The sequence below is a fragment of the Sinorhizobium fredii USDA 257 genome (assembly GCF_000265205.3).
Taxonomy (GTDB): domain Bacteria; phylum Pseudomonadota; class Alphaproteobacteria; order Rhizobiales; family Rhizobiaceae; genus Sinorhizobium; species Sinorhizobium fredii_B.
Genome location: NC_018000.1, coordinates 626,282 through 641,519, shown reverse-complemented (window position 1 = coordinate 641,519; position 15,238 = coordinate 626,282). Strand labels below are relative to the sequence as shown.

Annotated in this window: 12 protein-coding genes and 1 riboswitch; of the genes, 7 read left to right on the top strand and 5 right to left on the bottom strand. The window is 62.2% G+C overall.

Annotation, left to right across the window (positions count from 1 at the left end):
- Positions 1 to 111 precede the first annotated feature (111 nt).
- Together USDA257_RS02875 and USDA257_RS02870 are read left to right on the top strand one after the other, a co-directional pair.
- A complete protein-coding gene (locus USDA257_RS02875) occupies positions 112 to 1,101 on the top strand; it encodes a transporter (protein WP_041413873.1) in 990 nt (329 codons plus the stop codon).
- 161 nt (positions 1,102 to 1,262) lie between these two features.
- Positions 1,263 to 2,324 (top strand): glycoside hydrolase family 25 protein, encoded by a 1,062-nt coding sequence (locus USDA257_RS02870; protein ID WP_041413872.1) that lies wholly within the window; start codon positions 1,263 to 1,265, stop codon positions 2,322 to 2,324.
- Between the two features lie 21 nt (positions 2,325 to 2,345).
- Here USDA257_RS02870 and USDA257_RS02865 read toward each other — a convergent pair whose 3' ends face one another.
- Both USDA257_RS02865 and USDA257_RS02860 read right to left on the bottom strand, forming a co-directional pair.
- The gene (locus tag USDA257_RS02865) at positions 2,346 to 3,440 is read right to left on the bottom strand and encodes a hybrid-cluster NAD(P)-dependent oxidoreductase (protein ID WP_014761372.1); all 1,095 of its coding nucleotides are present in this window, start codon (positions 3,438 to 3,440) and stop codon (positions 2,346 to 2,348) included.
- A 2-nt stretch (positions 3,441 to 3,442) separates the two neighbouring features.
- The gene (locus USDA257_RS02860; protein WP_041413871.1) at positions 3,443 to 4,687 is read right to left on the bottom strand and encodes an aromatic ring-hydroxylating oxygenase subunit alpha; all 1,245 of its coding nucleotides are present in this window, start codon (positions 4,685 to 4,687) and stop codon (positions 3,443 to 3,445) included.
- Positions 4,688 to 4,791: 104 nt separating this feature from the next.
- A riboswitch (cobalamin riboswitch) is annotated at positions 4,792 to 4,993 on the bottom strand.
- Positions 4,994 to 5,300: 307 nt separating this feature from the next.
- On the opposite strand from USDA257_RS02860, the gene USDA257_RS02855 reads away from it, so the two are divergent.
- The 3 genes from USDA257_RS02855 to USDA257_RS02845 all read left to right on the top strand — a co-directional run bounded on the left by USDA257_RS02855 (position 5,301) and on the right by USDA257_RS02845 (position 8,445).
- On the top strand, positions 5,301 to 5,900 hold the full coding sequence (locus USDA257_RS02855) for a DUF6656 family protein (RefSeq protein ID WP_014761369.1): 600 nt from the start codon (positions 5,301 to 5,303) through the stop codon (positions 5,898 to 5,900).
- Between the two features lie 79 nt (positions 5,901 to 5,979).
- Positions 5,980 to 6,954, top strand: a complete 975-nt coding sequence (locus USDA257_RS02850) for an L-threonylcarbamoyladenylate synthase (protein WP_014761368.1) — start codon at positions 5,980 to 5,982, stop codon at positions 6,952 to 6,954.
- 60 nt (positions 6,955 to 7,014) lie between these two features.
- Positions 7,015 to 8,445, top strand: coding sequence for an FAD-binding oxidoreductase (locus USDA257_RS02845; RefSeq protein WP_014761367.1), 1,431 nt, complete (start codon positions 7,015 to 7,017; stop codon positions 8,443 to 8,445).
- 16 nt (positions 8,446 to 8,461) lie between these two features.
- On the opposite strand, the gene USDA257_RS02840 is transcribed toward USDA257_RS02845, so the two are convergent.
- Positions 8,462 to 10,771, bottom strand: coding sequence for a DUF1217 domain-containing protein (locus USDA257_RS02840; RefSeq protein ID WP_014761366.1), 2,310 nt, complete (start codon positions 10,769 to 10,771; stop codon positions 8,462 to 8,464).
- A 328-nt stretch (positions 10,772 to 11,099) separates the two neighbouring features.
- Between USDA257_RS02840 and USDA257_RS02830 the strand changes: the two genes are divergently transcribed.
- Positions 11,100 to 11,666 (top strand): DUF6101 family protein, encoded by a 567-nt coding sequence (locus tag USDA257_RS02830; protein ID WP_014761364.1) that lies wholly within the window; start codon positions 11,100 to 11,102, stop codon positions 11,664 to 11,666.
- Positions 11,667 to 11,960: 294 nt separating this feature from the next.
- On the opposite strand, the gene ubiA is transcribed toward USDA257_RS02830, so the two are convergent.
- On the bottom strand, positions 11,961 to 12,920 hold the full coding sequence (ubiA, locus tag USDA257_RS02825) for a 4-hydroxybenzoate octaprenyltransferase (RefSeq protein WP_014761362.1): 960 nt from the start codon (positions 12,918 to 12,920) through the stop codon (positions 11,961 to 11,963).
- 55 nt (positions 12,921 to 12,975) lie between these two features.
- Positions 12,976 to 13,788, bottom strand: a complete 813-nt coding sequence (locus tag USDA257_RS02820) for an AraC family transcriptional regulator (RefSeq protein ID WP_041413870.1) — start codon at positions 13,786 to 13,788, stop codon at positions 12,976 to 12,978.
- A gap of 109 nt (positions 13,789 to 13,897) precedes the next feature.
- Here USDA257_RS02820 and USDA257_RS02815 point away from each other — a divergent pair, with 109 nt between their 5' ends.
- Positions 13,898 to 15,106: an MFS transporter gene (locus tag USDA257_RS02815; protein ID WP_014761360.1), complete on the top strand. Its 1,209-nt coding sequence runs from the start codon at positions 13,898 to 13,900 to the stop codon at positions 15,104 to 15,106.
- Positions 15,107 to 15,238 lie beyond the last annotated feature (132 nt).

The following is a 15,238-nucleotide window of genomic DNA, read 5'->3' as shown; positions in this document are numbered from 1 at the left end:
CGTCAACGTCAACGCCAATTCTAGGCCGCCGCGGCAGTGACGGAAATGTAACAAAACTGTCATCAAGGGCGAATAGAAGCCATGGCGCATGGCCCCAGTCACGGTGCTGCAATGAACCTGATTTCTCCCGAGATACCCGGCCTCGTCTGGGCCTACCGGTTCCCGCCCGGAGAAAGCCGTTGCCTGCGCATCGCGACCGACTCCCCCGTCGACAGCCTGCAGGCGGGAGACGGCTGGGTCTGGCTGCATCTGGCGCTGAGCGATGCGCGCACGCCGGCGCTGATCGAGCGCATCAGTAATCTTCCGCCGGCAGCGATCGCAACCCTCACCAGCCATGACACCCAGGCGGCGATCACCGTTGCCGAGGACGTCGTCTACGGGACGCTTGTCGATTTCGAACGGACATTCGACACGATGACCAAGACGATTGGATGGCTGCATTTTGCTGTCAGCGACCGGATGATCGTCACCACCCGCCTGCATCCGTTGAGAAGCATCGACCGCGTCAAGGCGGCGGTCGAGAAAAGCACCAAATGCGGCCGGCCGATCGATCTCTTCGAAATGCTCGTCGTCGAGTTCCAGCGGACGCTGATCACGCTGGTGCTCGAATTGACGGAGGAGTTGAACGTCATCGAGGATCGCGTTTATGGCGAAGCGGAACACCGGCAGCAGCCCGGGCTGGCGCCCTTGCGCCGAACCGTGGTGCGGCTGCATCGGCATCTGCGGACGATCCTTGCCCTGCTGCGGCGCGCCGCCGCGTCCGATGAGGACGAGGTGCCGCCGGGTTTCATCGACGTGGCCGAGCGGCTTTCGGATCGGCTGGAGGCGGTCGATCGCGACGTCTTTGCGCTTCAGGAGCGCGCCAGGCTGCTGCACGAGGAGATCGACAGCAAGATTTCCTCGGAGACCAATCGTCACCTCTACATTCTGTCGCTGATGACCGCCTTCCTGCTGCCGCCGACGCTCGTCACCGGATTCTTCGGCATGAACACGGGTGCCCTGCCCTTCTCCGATGGCGGCGGCACGCTTTTCGCGGGGCTAATCATCGCCTCCTCCATGGGACTGGCCTGGTTTATCCTCAAGCGCATCGGCATCCTTTAGACCGGGTCACCACCGGCTGCCGCGGTTCGCCTGCAATCCAGAGCCGAGTTCGGAGGCGCTTTACCGCCACTGGTCAGTGTACAGGAGCGGCGCTCTCGCGCAGATTGGCTCAAGGGGCTGAGATTTACGACCCTTTAACGCAAAGTCGGCAATCTCAGAGAATGGAAAAGCGGGGAATCTCGATCTCGGGGATGATCTTGCGCCTGGCGGCCCTTGTAGGCCTGACCTTTGCGGTGGCGAACGCACGCGCCGCAGACGTCGAGCCGTGGAAAGAGCGGCAGAACGCTATCATCGTCGACGCCTACGAGTTGAACAGCATCGATTGGGAAGCGATGCTGAAGGACAAGCGCATCGCGGGGTTCATCGCGAAAGCTTCCGACGGCCTTCCGGAAAGCTTTACCTGCACCGGCGATCACGGCGGAGACACCGTCGCCCACTGCAAGACCATGTGGCGAAAATACGCGGTCAGCCGGGAACTCTATCAGACGCGCCGGATGATCGCCCGCTCGCAAGGCCTCTTATGGGGCGCCTACCACCTGGCGCGACCGGGCAATCCTGTCGACCAGGCCAATCACTTCCTCGACTATGCGGAACCGCGCGAGGACGAATTGATGGTCCTCGACATCGAGGGCATCGATCCCGCGAACTACATGTCGCTCGAGGACGCCGCGATTTTTGCCGGCCACATCAAGGCCCGCACCGGGCGCTACCCGATCCTCTACACCAACCACATCACCGCAAAACAGATCGCCGCCAGCCGCTCCCAGCACCGGCTGCTCTCCCGCCTGCCGCTCTGGTATGCCCGCTACAAGCCAGACATTCGCGACGTCTTTCCTATGGGCAACTGGGACGGCTACGCGCTGTGGCAGTTCTCGTCGTCCCATAATTGCGGCAAGAAGCGCTGCCCCTATCGCGTCCCGGGCACGCTCAACGACATCGACGTGAACGTCGCTGCGATGAGCGCTTCAGCGCTGAAGAAGGTGTGGGCACATGGCTCCCTCCTCCCGGAGAAGCCGCCGATTGTCACCGTCATCGCCTCCGCAAAAGTCGGCAGGGCGCCGGCAGCCAGCGCGGCGACCTCCGTCCCGCTCGCAAAGCCCTTGCTCATCAGCCGGGCCCAGGCCGACAGCGGATCGGGCACCGGCGTCGACGCAACGGTCACCGGTTCGATCAGCATAAAGGCTGCCGAGGCGGAGTTGCCAAATCAGCCGAAGCGTCGCTGACCTGGCCAGCGGCAGAACGACTTATGCCTCGATCTGAACGTCGCCGACGGGCCGCGAGCAGCAGGCGAGGATATAGCCCTCATCGACCTCGTCATCGAGAATGCCGCCATTGTGGTTCATCTCGACATCGCCGGCGATCTTCAGCACGCGGCACGTGCCGCAAATGCCCCCCTCGCAGGCCGCGCCGATCCGCACACCGTTGGCGCGTGCCGTCTGCAGGATCGTCTGGCCCGGGACGGCCGAGACTTCTTTGCCGCTCATGGTGAAAGTCACCCGCGCCGCCTCGGCCCCGGCGCTCCCCGCCGGTCCGGCGCGAATGGCGAGTTCCTCCGCCGCGGGGGCTGCTGCCGGCTGGAAGCTTTCCTGATGGTAGCGGGCCATGTCGAGACCAGCCCCCTTCAGCATCTCCCGGACCCCCCGCATGAAGGGCTCGGGGCCGCAACAGAAGACCGTTCGCTCCAGAAAATCCGGCGCAAGCAGCGGCAGCTTCGCCGCATCGATGCGGCCGCGCAGGCCGTGCCAGCCGTGACGTGCTTCGTGCCCCTCCACCAGGAAGCCGAGATTGAGACGCGACATCTGGCGCGCCAGGACCTCGAGTTCCGACTTGAACAGAAGGTCTTCCGGCTGCCGGGCGCAGGAGATGAAGGTGACATCCGTATCCGGAGCGCAATCCGCCATCCAGCGGGTCATCGATATCATCGGCGTGATGCCGGAGCCGGCCGAGATGAAAAGATATTTTTCGCCCGGATGGCGAACGAAGCTGAAATCGCCAAGCGGACCCAGCGCTTTCAGCACGACACCTGGCTTCAGATTGTCGAACATCCAGCGCGTGCCGATGCTGCCCGGCTGGGCCTTGACCGTCACCGCCACGGAGAGTGGGCGGGACGGCGAGGACGACAGCGTATAGGTGCGAAAGACCGGCTCTTCCCCGACAGGCAGTTCCAGCGTCACGAACTGCCCGGGTAGGTAGCGGAACCAGGCCGGCTTGTCCGACCGGAAGGTGAAGGTCATCACATCCGCGGTCTCGGCGACCACGGAGGTGCATTCAAGCAGGTGCTGGCGGTCGATCCAGGGATGAAGCTCATCGAAATGATGAAAGGAACGGGCCATTTCCATGGTCAGGCCACCCGCGACAAAGGAGAGGACTTGCCCTGGAGGCGATCCACCATGAAGCGCGAATACCAGTCGACGAACTGCATCACGCCGCCCTCGTGTTCGGCCGAATAGGGACCCGGCTCATAGGCCGGCGAGCGGATGCCGAAGGCGTTTTCCTCGACGATCTGCCGGTCCTGATCGTTGGTCTCCGTCCAGACATGGGTGAGGTCCTCGAGCGTATAGTCGACCCCCTCGACCGCATCCTTGTTGACGAGCCATTTGGTGGTCACCTGCGTCAGTTCCGGCCCGAGCGGCAGCACGCGGAAGGTGATCGCGTGGTCTCCGAGGATGTGGTTCCAGGTCGTCGGATAGTGGAAGAGAAGCAGCGTGCCGATGCCCTTGGCGCTGACGCCGGCGGAAAGCTCTTTGCGGACGGCCTTCTCGCCGGACATCGTATAGCTCTCGGCCCTGTTGATCAGCGGCATTCTCGTCATGCGGAACTGGCCGGTCGGTCCGATCCTGAAGGCGCTCGGCAGTCCCGCCGCTTCGCATCTTTCCCAATGGGCACCGATTTCGGGGTCGTCCATGGCGCCCTGGACGCCGGTCACTGTCGGAGCCTCCGGATAGGTGCGGCAGAGTTCCGGGTGATTGGCGGCGCAATGGTAGCACTCGCGATTGTTTTCCCAGACGAGCTTCCAGTTGCCCTTCTCGACGATGGTGCTCTCATATGCGACCTTGGTTTCGCCGAGGCGATGCGGTGCGAGATAGCTGGCGACCGTGTCGCGGAACGGCTGGAAATCCATCGGCTGCTCGGCGAGACTGACGAAGATATAGCCGCCGACCGTTTCACAATGCACCGGCTTCAGACTGTGCTGGGCGGGATCGAAATCCTCCGGCATCTGCCGGGCGAAGAGAAGCCTGCCGTCCAGTTCGTAGGTCCATTGATGATAGGGACAAACCAGCTTGGCCGAGGAGCCCTTGTGCTGCGTGCAAACGCGCGAGCCGCGGTGGCGACAGGAATTATGCAGCGCCCGCACTGCCCCCTGGCGATCGCGCACGATGACGATCGGATAGTCGCCGACCTGCAGGGTGAAATAGTTGCCAGGCCGCGGGATTTCGCAGTCGTGGCCGACGAAGAGCCAGTCCTTGTACCAGATATGCTCCAGGTCCTGACGGTAATAGTCCGGGTCGATGTAGAAGGCCCGGTCGAGACTGTAGCCCTCGCGGCGGGTCTTCAGCTTGCGCAGCATTTCATTCTGAGTGTCCATGCCCATGTCCTCGTTAGCCCTGTTTCGGACAGGCAGGACAGGAACCGCGCCGGTGATTTGCCGTACGCCATAGCTCCGATCCGGCTGCCCGCCGCAACCTGTTACGGTCGTTTCGCTCCAAGGCTGGTTTCCGGGCTCTGGAGTCGTCCCCGAAGGACCAGCCCGGCACCTTCCCGGACGACCTGTCCAGTGGCTCTCTGCCGTGGCTTTCACTCCACCACCGTTGCGGGGGCAGCGCCGGGATTTGACCGGCTTCCCAATTCTCCGCCCCCTCTGAGAGGCGGCACCTTGAGCATCCCAATCTAAGCGCGCAGCCCGGCTCGGCAATTGCCGGTGTGCGACATTCCATTCCGGAAAGACGACAGAGATTTTCGCGCGGCCGCATGGAGACGTCCGTCACATTTTTTATAATAAACAAGATGATAGATGTCTATTTCAGCAGCTGAAGCTTTTCTTAACCGCGCCATCCCCGCCGCGAAGACAACTGGCCATTTTGCGACATACAGGCGATGCGGAGCAGCCAGTGTGGCGCCCGAAATACTCTGTTAACCATAGTGATTTAGCGTTCACTGACGGATCAATCCGTTTGACGGACTAGGTGACACAGAGGTCGATGGCAAAGCTCAGATACTACGACGCCTCCGGCAAAGCGCAGGCGCCGACGCCGAAAACGGCGGGCCACACGGAGTTCCTGCGCACCGGCCGCTTTGACCGGCGCCGCCCGTGGATGCCCGAGCAGCGCCGCTACATGACCCATGAAGAGGTGGCCGAGAGAACCGGCCAGAAATTGCAGGCGGCGGGAGAGACGACTCACAAGCGGATCAACGGCTTTCACGCCTCCATCCAGTTCCCGAAGATGATCTTCCACCGGACGCTCGCCGATAGCCCCCACCTCGGCTATTGCCATGTGACAGCCGCTAAGGCGAAGCTCAACCAATCGCGCGAAATCACCTGGGCTTTCTACTTCGCCAACTTCTTCTCCGACCTCGGGGACGAGACGCATTTCTTCGAACGGATACAAACCAGCTATTCACGCATGTATTTCGCCGTCGCCATCGCGCCGGACTCCGAACTTGGGCAAATGGCCATCAATCGCAACGTTCGCGGCAATGGGCTGATCTTCCGGACGCAGGACCCGAAAGTGGCGCTCAAGAACGTCCTGATGCTCGGCGCACGCGACGAGGCTTTGCGGCGGGTTATTCGGAGCCTCTGATCCCGCCCGTCGGCGAAGAAAGTCTTTCTGTTTTCCCTCCTCCTCCGTTAAGGAAGCGACGGAAAGGATCGGAACCGCCATGGCCGAAATCATCGATACGCGCAACGAACCGGATCGAGCGATCGAAAAGGCCTGCGCCGTGCTTTCAGAAGGCGAACCGGTCGCGATCCCGACGGAAACCGTCTACGGGCTTGCTGCGGATGCGACCAATGCCGATGCGATCAGCCGCATCTACGAGATGAAGGGCCGGCCGCGCTTCAATCCGCTGATCTGCCATGTCTCCGACATGGCAATGGCCGAAGCGCATGTGGCGTTCGATCAAATCTCCCGGCGCCTCGCGGAAGCCTTCTGGCCCGGACCTCTGACGCTGATCCTGCCGCAGCGACCGGAAAGCGGCGTGCATGCGCTGGCCTCCGCCGGGCTCGACACGCTCGGGATCCGCATGCCCGAGGGTTTCTCCCGGCGGGTGATTGGACACTTTGGCCGGCCGCTGGCGGCCCCGAGCGCCAATACGTCGGGCAGGATCAGTCCGACCAGCGCAACGCATGTGGAGGTCGACCTCGGGCCGAAGCTGAAACTGATCCTGGATGCGGGTCCTGCAGAGATCGGCCTCGAATCGACGATCATCAAGGTCGAGGACGGCAGCCTCCGGCTGCTTCGGCCGGGTGGTCTCGACGCGGCCGAGATCGAGGCGTTGACCGGCCTTCCCGTCGAACGACCGGAAGCGGCGGGCGCCACGATCGAAGCGCCGGGCATGCTTGCCTCGCACTATGCGCCGGGCGCCGCGGTTCGGCTCAACGCCAAGGACGTCCGCGAAGGCGAGGCTCTGATCCGCTTCGGCGGCAAGGCGCTACCCGGCGAGATCGCCGCGGCGATCGTCCTCGACCTCAGCCCCAGCGGCAATCTCAGGGAAGCGGCCGCCAATCTTTTCGATTATATGAAGAAGGCGGATGCGAGCGGCGCTGCGAGTATCGCTTTCGGGCCGGTCCCGCGCCAGGGTCTCGGCGAAGCGATCGTCGACCGCCTCGAGCGGGCGGCCGCCCCGAGGGCCTGACCGGAAGCGCGAAACGTGCGCAGCCGGGCTGTTTCGGCAAGAGAAATCCCAGGCAGGATCATGAACACAATTCCTTCTCCCGAACTGATCGCCTCCTTCACCGACATCGTCGGGCCGGGCCATGCGCTGACCGGACCGGCGGAGACGGCACCCTATCTGGTCGAATCGCGCGGCCTCTACCGCGGCACCACCCCGCTTGTCCTCAGGCCCGGTTCGGTCGACGAAATCTCGCGCATCCTTGAGCTCGCCAGCCGGACGCAAACGGCCATCGTGCCGCAGGGCGGAAACACCGGCCACGTGGCCGGGCAAATCCCGCGCGAAGGGAAGTCCGACGTGGTGCTGTCGCTCGAGCGCATGAACCGGATTCGCGATATCGATCCTGTCGGCAATGTCATCGTTGCCGACGCCGGCTGCATTCTCGCGGATATCCAGAAGGCGGCCGACGACGTCGACCGCTTGTTCCCTCTGTCGCTCGGATCGGAAGGCTCGGCACGGATCGGCGGCAATCTCTCGACCAATGCCGGCGGCACCGCCGTGCTTGCCTATGGCAATATGCGCCAGTTCTGCCTGGGGCTGGAGGTCGTGCTTCCGACCGGAGAAGTCTGGGACGGGCTCCGGCGGCTCAAGAAGGACAATACCGGCTATGACCTGCGCGATCTCTTCATCGGCGCGGAAGGGACGCTCGGCGTCATCACCGGCGCGGTCCTGAAGCTCTTCCCGAAACCGCGCGGCCATCAGGTCGCCTTTGCCGGCCTCGCAAGCGTCGAAGACGCGCTCGCTCTCTTCGACCGGGCATCGAGCCTCTGCGGGCCCGCCTTGACCGGTTTCGAACTGATGCCGAGGCTCGGCATCGAGTTCACCACCCGCCACATACCGGGCGTGCGCGATCCGATGGAAACGAGCCATCCCTGGTATGCGCTGATCGATATCTCCACATCGGACGCCGCCGAGAGCGCGGAGCGCATGGTGCAAAGCCTGCTCGAGGCGGGCATCGCCGACGGGCTCGTCGAAAATGCCGTCATCGCCCAGAGCGAAGCGCAGCGAAAGGCGCTATGGCACATGCGCGAGAGCATGTCTCCGGCGCAGAAGCCCGAAGGCGGCTCGATCAAGCACGACGTTTCCGTGCCGGTGTCGAGCATTCCGGCCTTCATGGCCGAGGCTGACGCGGCGGTCATGACGGCGATCCCCGATGCGCGCGTCTGCGCCTTCGGCCATATGGGCGACGGCAACATCCACTACAACATTTCCCAGCCGGTCGGCGCGGACCGCGGCGCCTTTCTGGCCCGCTGGCGCGAAGTAAATGCCATCGTCCACGCCATCGTGCTGAAATATAACGGATCGATTTCGGCCGAACACGGCATCGGCCAGTTGAAGCGCGACGAACTCGCGGCCATCCGCTCGCCGATCGAGATCGAGCTGATGCGGCGGATCAAGCATGCCTTCGATCCCGCTGGGATCATGAATCCGGACAAGGTGCTGCGCCAGGAGTGAGACGAAGGCCGCGCGCTTATCCACCCATCCTGAGCTGAGAAAGCGTATAGAGCGTATCGGCGCTGATGCCGACGCTGCTTCCCGTGCTCGATAGTACGATCACCGCTGGGTCGACCTCCGTGTTGTTTTCCAGATCGTAAAGCACCGCAAAGCGCGCCAGAAGTTTCTTGAGTTCAGCCGGGTCGCTCAGTTTCTCGAGATCGAGGTTCTTTTCGACGATCTTCGCCTGCTGGTCGATGTCCATTGAGCTGAACTCGTCGGGCAAGCTGAAGATCGTGCGGAACACCTCGGCGAGCGCGTCGTCCGCCAGGAGGTCATAGGCATCGACGAGCGAGCCCGCCTTCCGCTCGAAATAAAGTGCAAGGCGGACGCCTTCATTGTCCTCGCCCGCCTGCTCTTCCAGTGTCTGACGCAGATATTGGTCGAGCGTCTCGTAAAGTCCCTGGCGTGTGACAATTGCGTCCTGATCCTCGCGCAGTACGTTTCCTTCGCTGTCGAAATTGAAAGAGGTAACGAGCGAGACATAGGCGGCGGAATTCTCCTGCTCGTTGATGACGCTCTCGGGATCGTCGAGATCGGAGGCGAAGATGTCACGGAGGAAATCGCTGGTCACGCCCTCCGGGTCGATGCCGTTCGCCTCGAGCGCGATAGTGACGAGACGGCTGTCCGCCAGAAATTCGTCGAGCGAGGAAATCTTGGCGACCTCGGCGGTATAATATTCGCCTTCCTCTTCGGCCGCTGTCCTGTCCTCTTCAGAACCAAAACGGGACTTGATGACGATGTAGTTCTTCGCGGTTTCCTGGATTTGCGTTTCGGATTGAGCCAGGGCCGGCGCGCCGATCTCACCGTCTGTCGTAAAGTTGAACAGTTTGGCGAGCGTCACGTATCGCCCGTCCTTCAGCGTGTAGACGTAGCTTTCCGCATCGGTGAGGTCGCTGGTCAGGACGCGCTTTATGGTGCGGGCGCTGGCCGTGTCGGGATCCAAACCGACAGCCTGCAGGGCGAAATCATAGATCGAAGCGGAATTGATGAACTCGTCGACGGACGTCATGCCAGCGACAGCAGCCTTGTAGGCACTGATCGCCGCCTCGTCCGCCTCGTCGTCCTCGTCGTTGTAGCGCGTCAGGTAGCGATTTGAGGTGAGCGTCGTCTGGGCCGAAGTCTGCGCGCTGTCGCCATCGGCCAGCGTGCCGTCCTCCTCAAAATTGAAGGCACCGGCAAGCGCTATGTAGTTCTCGTCGCCGCCGCCGACCGTGTTGACATAGCTGTCCGGATCATCCGGGTCGCTTGTGAGAATGTTTTTGATCGTTGCGGAAACGACTGTGACCCCGGTGAGGTCGAAGGCGGTCCTGATATAGCCGTAGAGGCGCGTATCGGAAACGAGTTCGTCGACGGTCGTGATCGTCTCTATCTTCTCCTCGAAATAGGCCTTGTTCAGCAGCGCTGCCTGCTGCGTGACGCGGGAATTGCTGTAGACATAGAGCTCGTTGGTCGCGTCCTTGTTCTCGGCCGTCTGGGCAGCGCCTGCGGTCACCGCGCCGTCGGAGTCAAAGTCGAAGGCGGCGGCGAGGTCGAGATAGTTGTTCAGCGTGGCGATCGAGTTGGCATAGGTCGTTATATTGCGTGTGAGTTCCGTCTCCTCGGCATCCGTAAGTCCGCCTGCCGCCAGCTTCGACTGCGCCTCGGCCTTGGCCGCCTCGAGGCTGGTGATCTGAGGAGCGATCACCGTATTCTCGTAGCTGCTCGCATCGTCGGAACTGCTGGAGAGCACGTTGCGGAGCGTCTGGCGGGAGTAGGTGCTCTCGTCGATGCCGTAGGCGGTGAAGACGTAGGCTCTGAGCCGGTCGTTATTCAACAGCTGATCGACGCTGGTGATCTTATCGATCATGATGTTGTAGTAGCGGGTCTCCTCCTTCTGGGTCTCCGCGATATTGAGAATGCTCGTATCATAGAGGCCGATGATCTCGTCGAGCTGCGCCTCCGTCTGCGAGACGGCGGTCCCGCCGCTGAAGCTATAAGCGAGAGCGAATTCGCGATAGCGGTCGTCCGTCAGGTTGTTGGCGAAGCTGCTCGCGTCGGAGAGGTCGCTTTCCAACACCTTGCGCATGAAGGCGACCGAATCGATCATGTCTCCCAGGCCAAAGGCCGTCATCGCGTAGGAATAGAGGCGGTAGTCGTCGAGGAACGCGTCGACCGAGCTCACATTGCCGATATTCTCTTTGTAGTATTGCATGTCGCGCGCGACGACCGTCTGCTCCGACACGCGCTTCAGGCTGACCTTCATGTCCCGCGCGATGAGATTATAGTCGAGATAGGTCGAAACCATGCGCGTCGCCCCGCCAACAAGGATCGGGGACAGCCGGCGTCGCGACATCCCCGATAGTTATCCGATCATCCGAACCTGGATCAACAGGCTTGCGCGTGGCTTTTCGGCCGACTGTCCGGCGAACCGCAAAATGCCGGCCTTTTTGTTGACGAAAGAGAAACCTTGCCACCTCGGCTTTTGCTAACCATCGGGCGACGCAAAGTTTTTTTAACCGCGATTTTTAAGTCGTCCGGAAGAGGGGCCGCCTATCCTCCAGCCCATAGAGGACGAAAACGTCCCGAGGAGAAGACCGGGAACCGGCTCTCAAGGAAAACAAGGGCGATTGAAAATGCGCAACACACTTTCTCAACCGGCTTGGGCCGGAAATACGCTGCGGCTCGACCCGAAGCGTTTTCCCCAGCAGGCGACCTATGTCCTGCGCGGCGATGTGGGCAATGTGAGCATCAGCCTCGACCACCGTGGCGCCGTTCTGCGCAAGGTGCTACCATCCAGCGGCCTGCCCCTTTCGATCGCCTTGCCTGCGCGAGCTTTCAAGGGCGTGGCTGCGCGGGCCATCGACCATGGCGACGGGGAGGTAACTGTGACGCTGGAGCTTCATCACGACGATCCGGATCTTTGCATCCCGTTGCTCGTTGCGCATGATTTATCCGACATCGCGGCCGACTGGCGTGCCTGGGCGGAGGCCTATCGCATCCCGATGCTGATGGTCGAAGCGGACGGGGTCGCCCGGCCGCTGGAAGAACATCTCGGCGAGATCCGCACCGCACCGGTGAAGCCGCGCCGGCGCCACTCCTTCTTTGCCGAGCGCCGTCCACGCTTCCTCGTGCGCCGCTCCACCGGCAAGCTCGGTGTGCATATGAAAATCGACGGCCGCGAGATCATCGCTCGGTCCTGACCGCCCATCCATCTCCAGTTCAGAAGCCGGCCAAATCCCTGCGGCCGGCTTTTTGTTACGGCGGGAACAGCAGGCGCGGCCTTCGTCATGCCACAAGCGGCGCATAGCCAAGGCAACGAATGAAGGAGGTACCGATGCGCAAGCGCCTGCTCGCCACCCTCATCAACCTTCGGGCCGCTGTTCGCACGCGCATTTCTGCCATCCGCCGCAAGGCGGACGCCGAAGCAAGCTGGGCGTGATCCCCCGACCTGATCAAGTTGAATTTCCTATCCTCCGGATCTCTCGGAGGATTTTTCATATCAGACGCAGCAGAAGCGCAAGCACTAGCCCGGCGAAGACGATCAGCCCGACGACACTGTTGAATTTGAAGAGTGCAAGGCACTGTTCGGCGTCGTGGATGTTCAGCACCAGGATCTGATAGGCGAGCATGACAGCCGCCACCGCGAGGCCGAGATGGGCGAAAAAACCAGCCCCGCCAGCCAGAAATGCGAAAAACATCAGGAGAACGGTCAAGCCGTAGAGCCCCATCAGCCAGGGGCGCGGATTGTCGCCGAAGCGGCGTGCCGTCGAGCGGACGCCGATCAATTCGTCGTCTTCCCTGTCCTGATATGCATAGATCGTATCGTAGCCGATGGTCCAGGCGATTGCTGCGGTGTAGAGCAGGACGGCGGCGAACGACAGCGACCCGAATTCCGCCGACCACCCCATGATGGCGCCCCAGGAAAATGCCAGACCGAGGAAGAATTGCGGCCAGTCGGTAAACCGCTTGGCGAAAGGATAGATTGCCACCAGAGCCAGCGAGACGATGCCGAGAAGGATCGTGAAGGCATTGAACTGCAGCAGAACGAAGAGACCCACGAGCGCCTGCAGCACCATGAAGGCCTTCGCCTGGGTGCGGGTGACGCGACCGGACGGCAGCGGCCTCGAACGGGTGCGGGCGACTTCCATATCGATCTCGTGATCGACGATATCGTTATAGGTGCAGCCGGCGCCGCGCATGGCGATCGCCCCGGCAACGAAGAGAAGGACATGGAAGAGGAAGCGTGCCGGGGAGAAGCTGCCGAGCGCCGCTGCGGTCCCCGCCGCCAGCGCGGCGGACCAAAGGCAGGGCCACATCAGCAATTGCCAGCCGATCGGCCGATCCCAACGGGCAAGTTGCGCATAGGGCCAGAGCGCCCGCGGCAGCACGCGGTAGACCCAGTTCTTCGACGGCGCATCGTGCACGCGGCCGGAATCGACGGATGACGTGTTCATGGCCCTGTTTGGCCCCGCTGGGCCGGCCGGTCAAGCGTCCGCATGATCTTCGCAGTCAGACATCGCGGCCGCGCAGATAAAGGCTCGGCGGGGCACCCAGCATGCGGCGGAACATGGTGGTGAAAGCAGCCACATTCTCATAGCCGGCATCGAGCGCGACAGTGGTGATCGGCTCGCCATCGGCAATGCGCGGCAGCGAGGCAAAGATGCAGGCCTGCTGACGCCATGTGACGAAGCTGATGCCCGTCTCGCGCCGAAAGAACCGCGTAAAGGAACGCCGGCTGATGCCGAGAACATCGGCCCACTGATCGATGTTGGCGCTGGCCGAAGGCGCCTCCAGGAATTTCCGGCAGAGGCTGGCGAGACTGCGGTCCTGTGGAAAGGGCAGACCCAGCGGCCGCACCGCGAGACGCGGAATCTCTTCGAGCAACAGGTCCATGATCAGTTGCTCGCGCCGTTCGGACGAAGTCTCGTTCTCGGTACGGACCAGTTCGTCGATGAGGCTGCCGGCCAGCGCCGAGATCTCCAACACCAGAGGCCGCTGCGCCCGGTTCATGGCCGCGATGTAGATCGAATGCATCCGAACGTCGCTGACCATCTCGGCCGAGTGCTCCATGCCGGCAGGAATGAGCAGGGCATGGCCGGGAGGGATCATCCATCGCCCCTCTGCCGTGTGCACGAGAACCACACCGGAGCGCGCCCACCAGAGCTGTGTTCGTGTGTGGCTGTGCAGCGGCACGATAAGCCCGCAGCCATAGTCTCTTCCGATTGCCAGGACGGGAGCATTCGCCTTCTCGATCCACTCCAGATTCCTGAAGTGATCCGCATCCGGCAGTTCCGGCAAGTAATTTCGGTTCGATCTCACCATCTGGCCCGCTTGCGAAAGAATTCGACCAAAACACAAAAGCAGGCCAGCAGCAAGGCGTTTACAGATGGAGGAAAGGCTCCGAAGCGGGCCGTTCGGAAGGAAACACCTCATGTCTTCGGTCACGGCGGGCAGCATCAATCCGGAAAAGACGGCCTTCTCCGTCATTCTTGCCGTCAGCTTCTGCCATATGCTGAACGACATCATGCAATCGCTGCTGACGGCGCTCTATCCGTTGCTCAAGGCGAACTACGCTCTGGACTTCGTGCAGATCGGCCTGTTGACCTTCACCTTCCAGGTCACGGCCTCGATGCTGCAGCCAGCCGTCGGCATCGTCACCGACCGCTGGGCACTCCCCTACACCTTGCCGGTTGCGATGCTGTCGACCTGTTCGGGACTGATTCTTCTCGCCCATGCCGATCACTTCTGGATGCTCCTGCTGGCGGCAAGCCTGATCGGCGTCGGTTCGGCGATCTTCCATCCCGAGTCGTCGCGTGTCGCGCGGCTCGCCTCGGGCGGTCGCCACGGGCTGGCGCAGTCACTGTTTCAGGTCGGCGGCAACGCCGGCAGCGCATTGGGCCCGCTCCTTGCCGCCTTCATCGTCCTGCCTTTCGGGCAGGGCAGCCTCAGCTGGTTTTCGATCGTCGCCATTATCGGCTTCTTCGTGCTGTCCTGGGTGAGCACCTGGTACGTGCGGCATCGCCGCTCGACAATGAGCCGCGCCGCCCTGAGCCGGGCCCTGCCCCTGCCGAAAGCCCGAGTCCTTTGGACGGTCGCGATTCTCGTGCTGCTGACGGCGACGAAGAATGTCTATCTCGCCAGCGTCTCCAGCTATTTCACCTTCTTCGTCATCGAAAAGTTCGGCACCAGCGTGCAGCAGGCGCAACTGATGCTGTTTCTTTTCCTCGGATCCGCGGCGGCCGGAACCTTCCTCGGCGGGCCCATCGGCGACCGCTACGGCGCGCGTTTCGTCATCTGGCTGTCGATCCTCGGCGTCATTCCCTTCGCGCTCATGCTTCCCTACGCCAACCTGTTCTGGACAGGCGTGCTCAGCGTGGTGATCGGCCTCGTCTTTTCGTCGGCCTTCTCCGCGATCGTCGTCTTCGCCCAGGAGCTCGTCCCCGGCCGCGTCGGCCTCATCGCTGGCGTCTTCTTCGGCTTTGCCTTCGGTTTCGGCGGCATCGGCGCGGCGGTGCTCGGCATCTTCGCGGACAGCCATGGGATCGAATTCGTCTACCAGCTCTGCTCCTATCTACCGTTGCTCGGCATCTTCACCGTGTTCCTGCCGAAAATACCGTCGCGCCGCTGCATGTCTCCTTAAATCGGAGCCGATTTAAGGAGAAGAACATGCAGCAATTCAAAGTGCTACAGCGACCTTTGTGCGTCTGAATAGACGCACGGCGCTGTAGTCGGCGCTACGGCACGCGCTGGCCGTAAGCATTCCTAAATTATT

Coding starts and splice junctions, on each gene's coding strand:
- USDA257_RS02875 (WP_041413873.1), top strand. CDS start 112: ATGAACCTGATTTCTCCCGAGATACCCGGCCTCGTCTGGGCCTACCGG.
- USDA257_RS02870 (WP_041413872.1), top strand. CDS start 1,263: ATGGAAAAGCGGGGAATCTCGATCTCGGGGATGATCTTGCGCCTGGCG.
- USDA257_RS02865 (WP_014761372.1), bottom strand. CDS start 3,440: ATGGAAATGGCCCGTTCCTTTCATCATTTCGATGAGCTTCATCCCTGG.
- USDA257_RS02860 (WP_041413871.1), bottom strand. CDS start 4,687: ATGGACACTCAGAATGAAATGCTGCGCAAGCTGAAGACCCGCCGCGAG.
- USDA257_RS02855 (WP_014761369.1), top strand. CDS start 5,301: ATGGCAAAGCTCAGATACTACGACGCCTCCGGCAAAGCGCAGGCGCCG.
- USDA257_RS02850 (WP_014761368.1), top strand. CDS start 5,980: ATGGCCGAAATCATCGATACGCGCAACGAACCGGATCGAGCGATCGAA.
- USDA257_RS02845 (WP_014761367.1), top strand. CDS start 7,015: ATGAACACAATTCCTTCTCCCGAACTGATCGCCTCCTTCACCGACATC.
- USDA257_RS02840 (WP_014761366.1), bottom strand. CDS start 10,771: ATGGTTTCGACCTATCTCGACTATAATCTCATCGCGCGGGACATGAAG.
- USDA257_RS02830 (WP_014761364.1), top strand. CDS start 11,100: ATGCGCAACACACTTTCTCAACCGGCTTGGGCCGGAAATACGCTGCGG.
- ubiA (WP_014761362.1), bottom strand. CDS start 12,920: ATGAACACGTCATCCGTCGATTCCGGCCGCGTGCACGATGCGCCGTCG.
- USDA257_RS02820 (WP_041413870.1), bottom strand. CDS start 13,788: ATGGTGAGATCGAACCGAAATTACTTGCCGGAACTGCCGGATGCGGAT.
- USDA257_RS02815 (WP_014761360.1), top strand. CDS start 13,898: ATGTCTTCGGTCACGGCGGGCAGCATCAATCCGGAAAAGACGGCCTTC.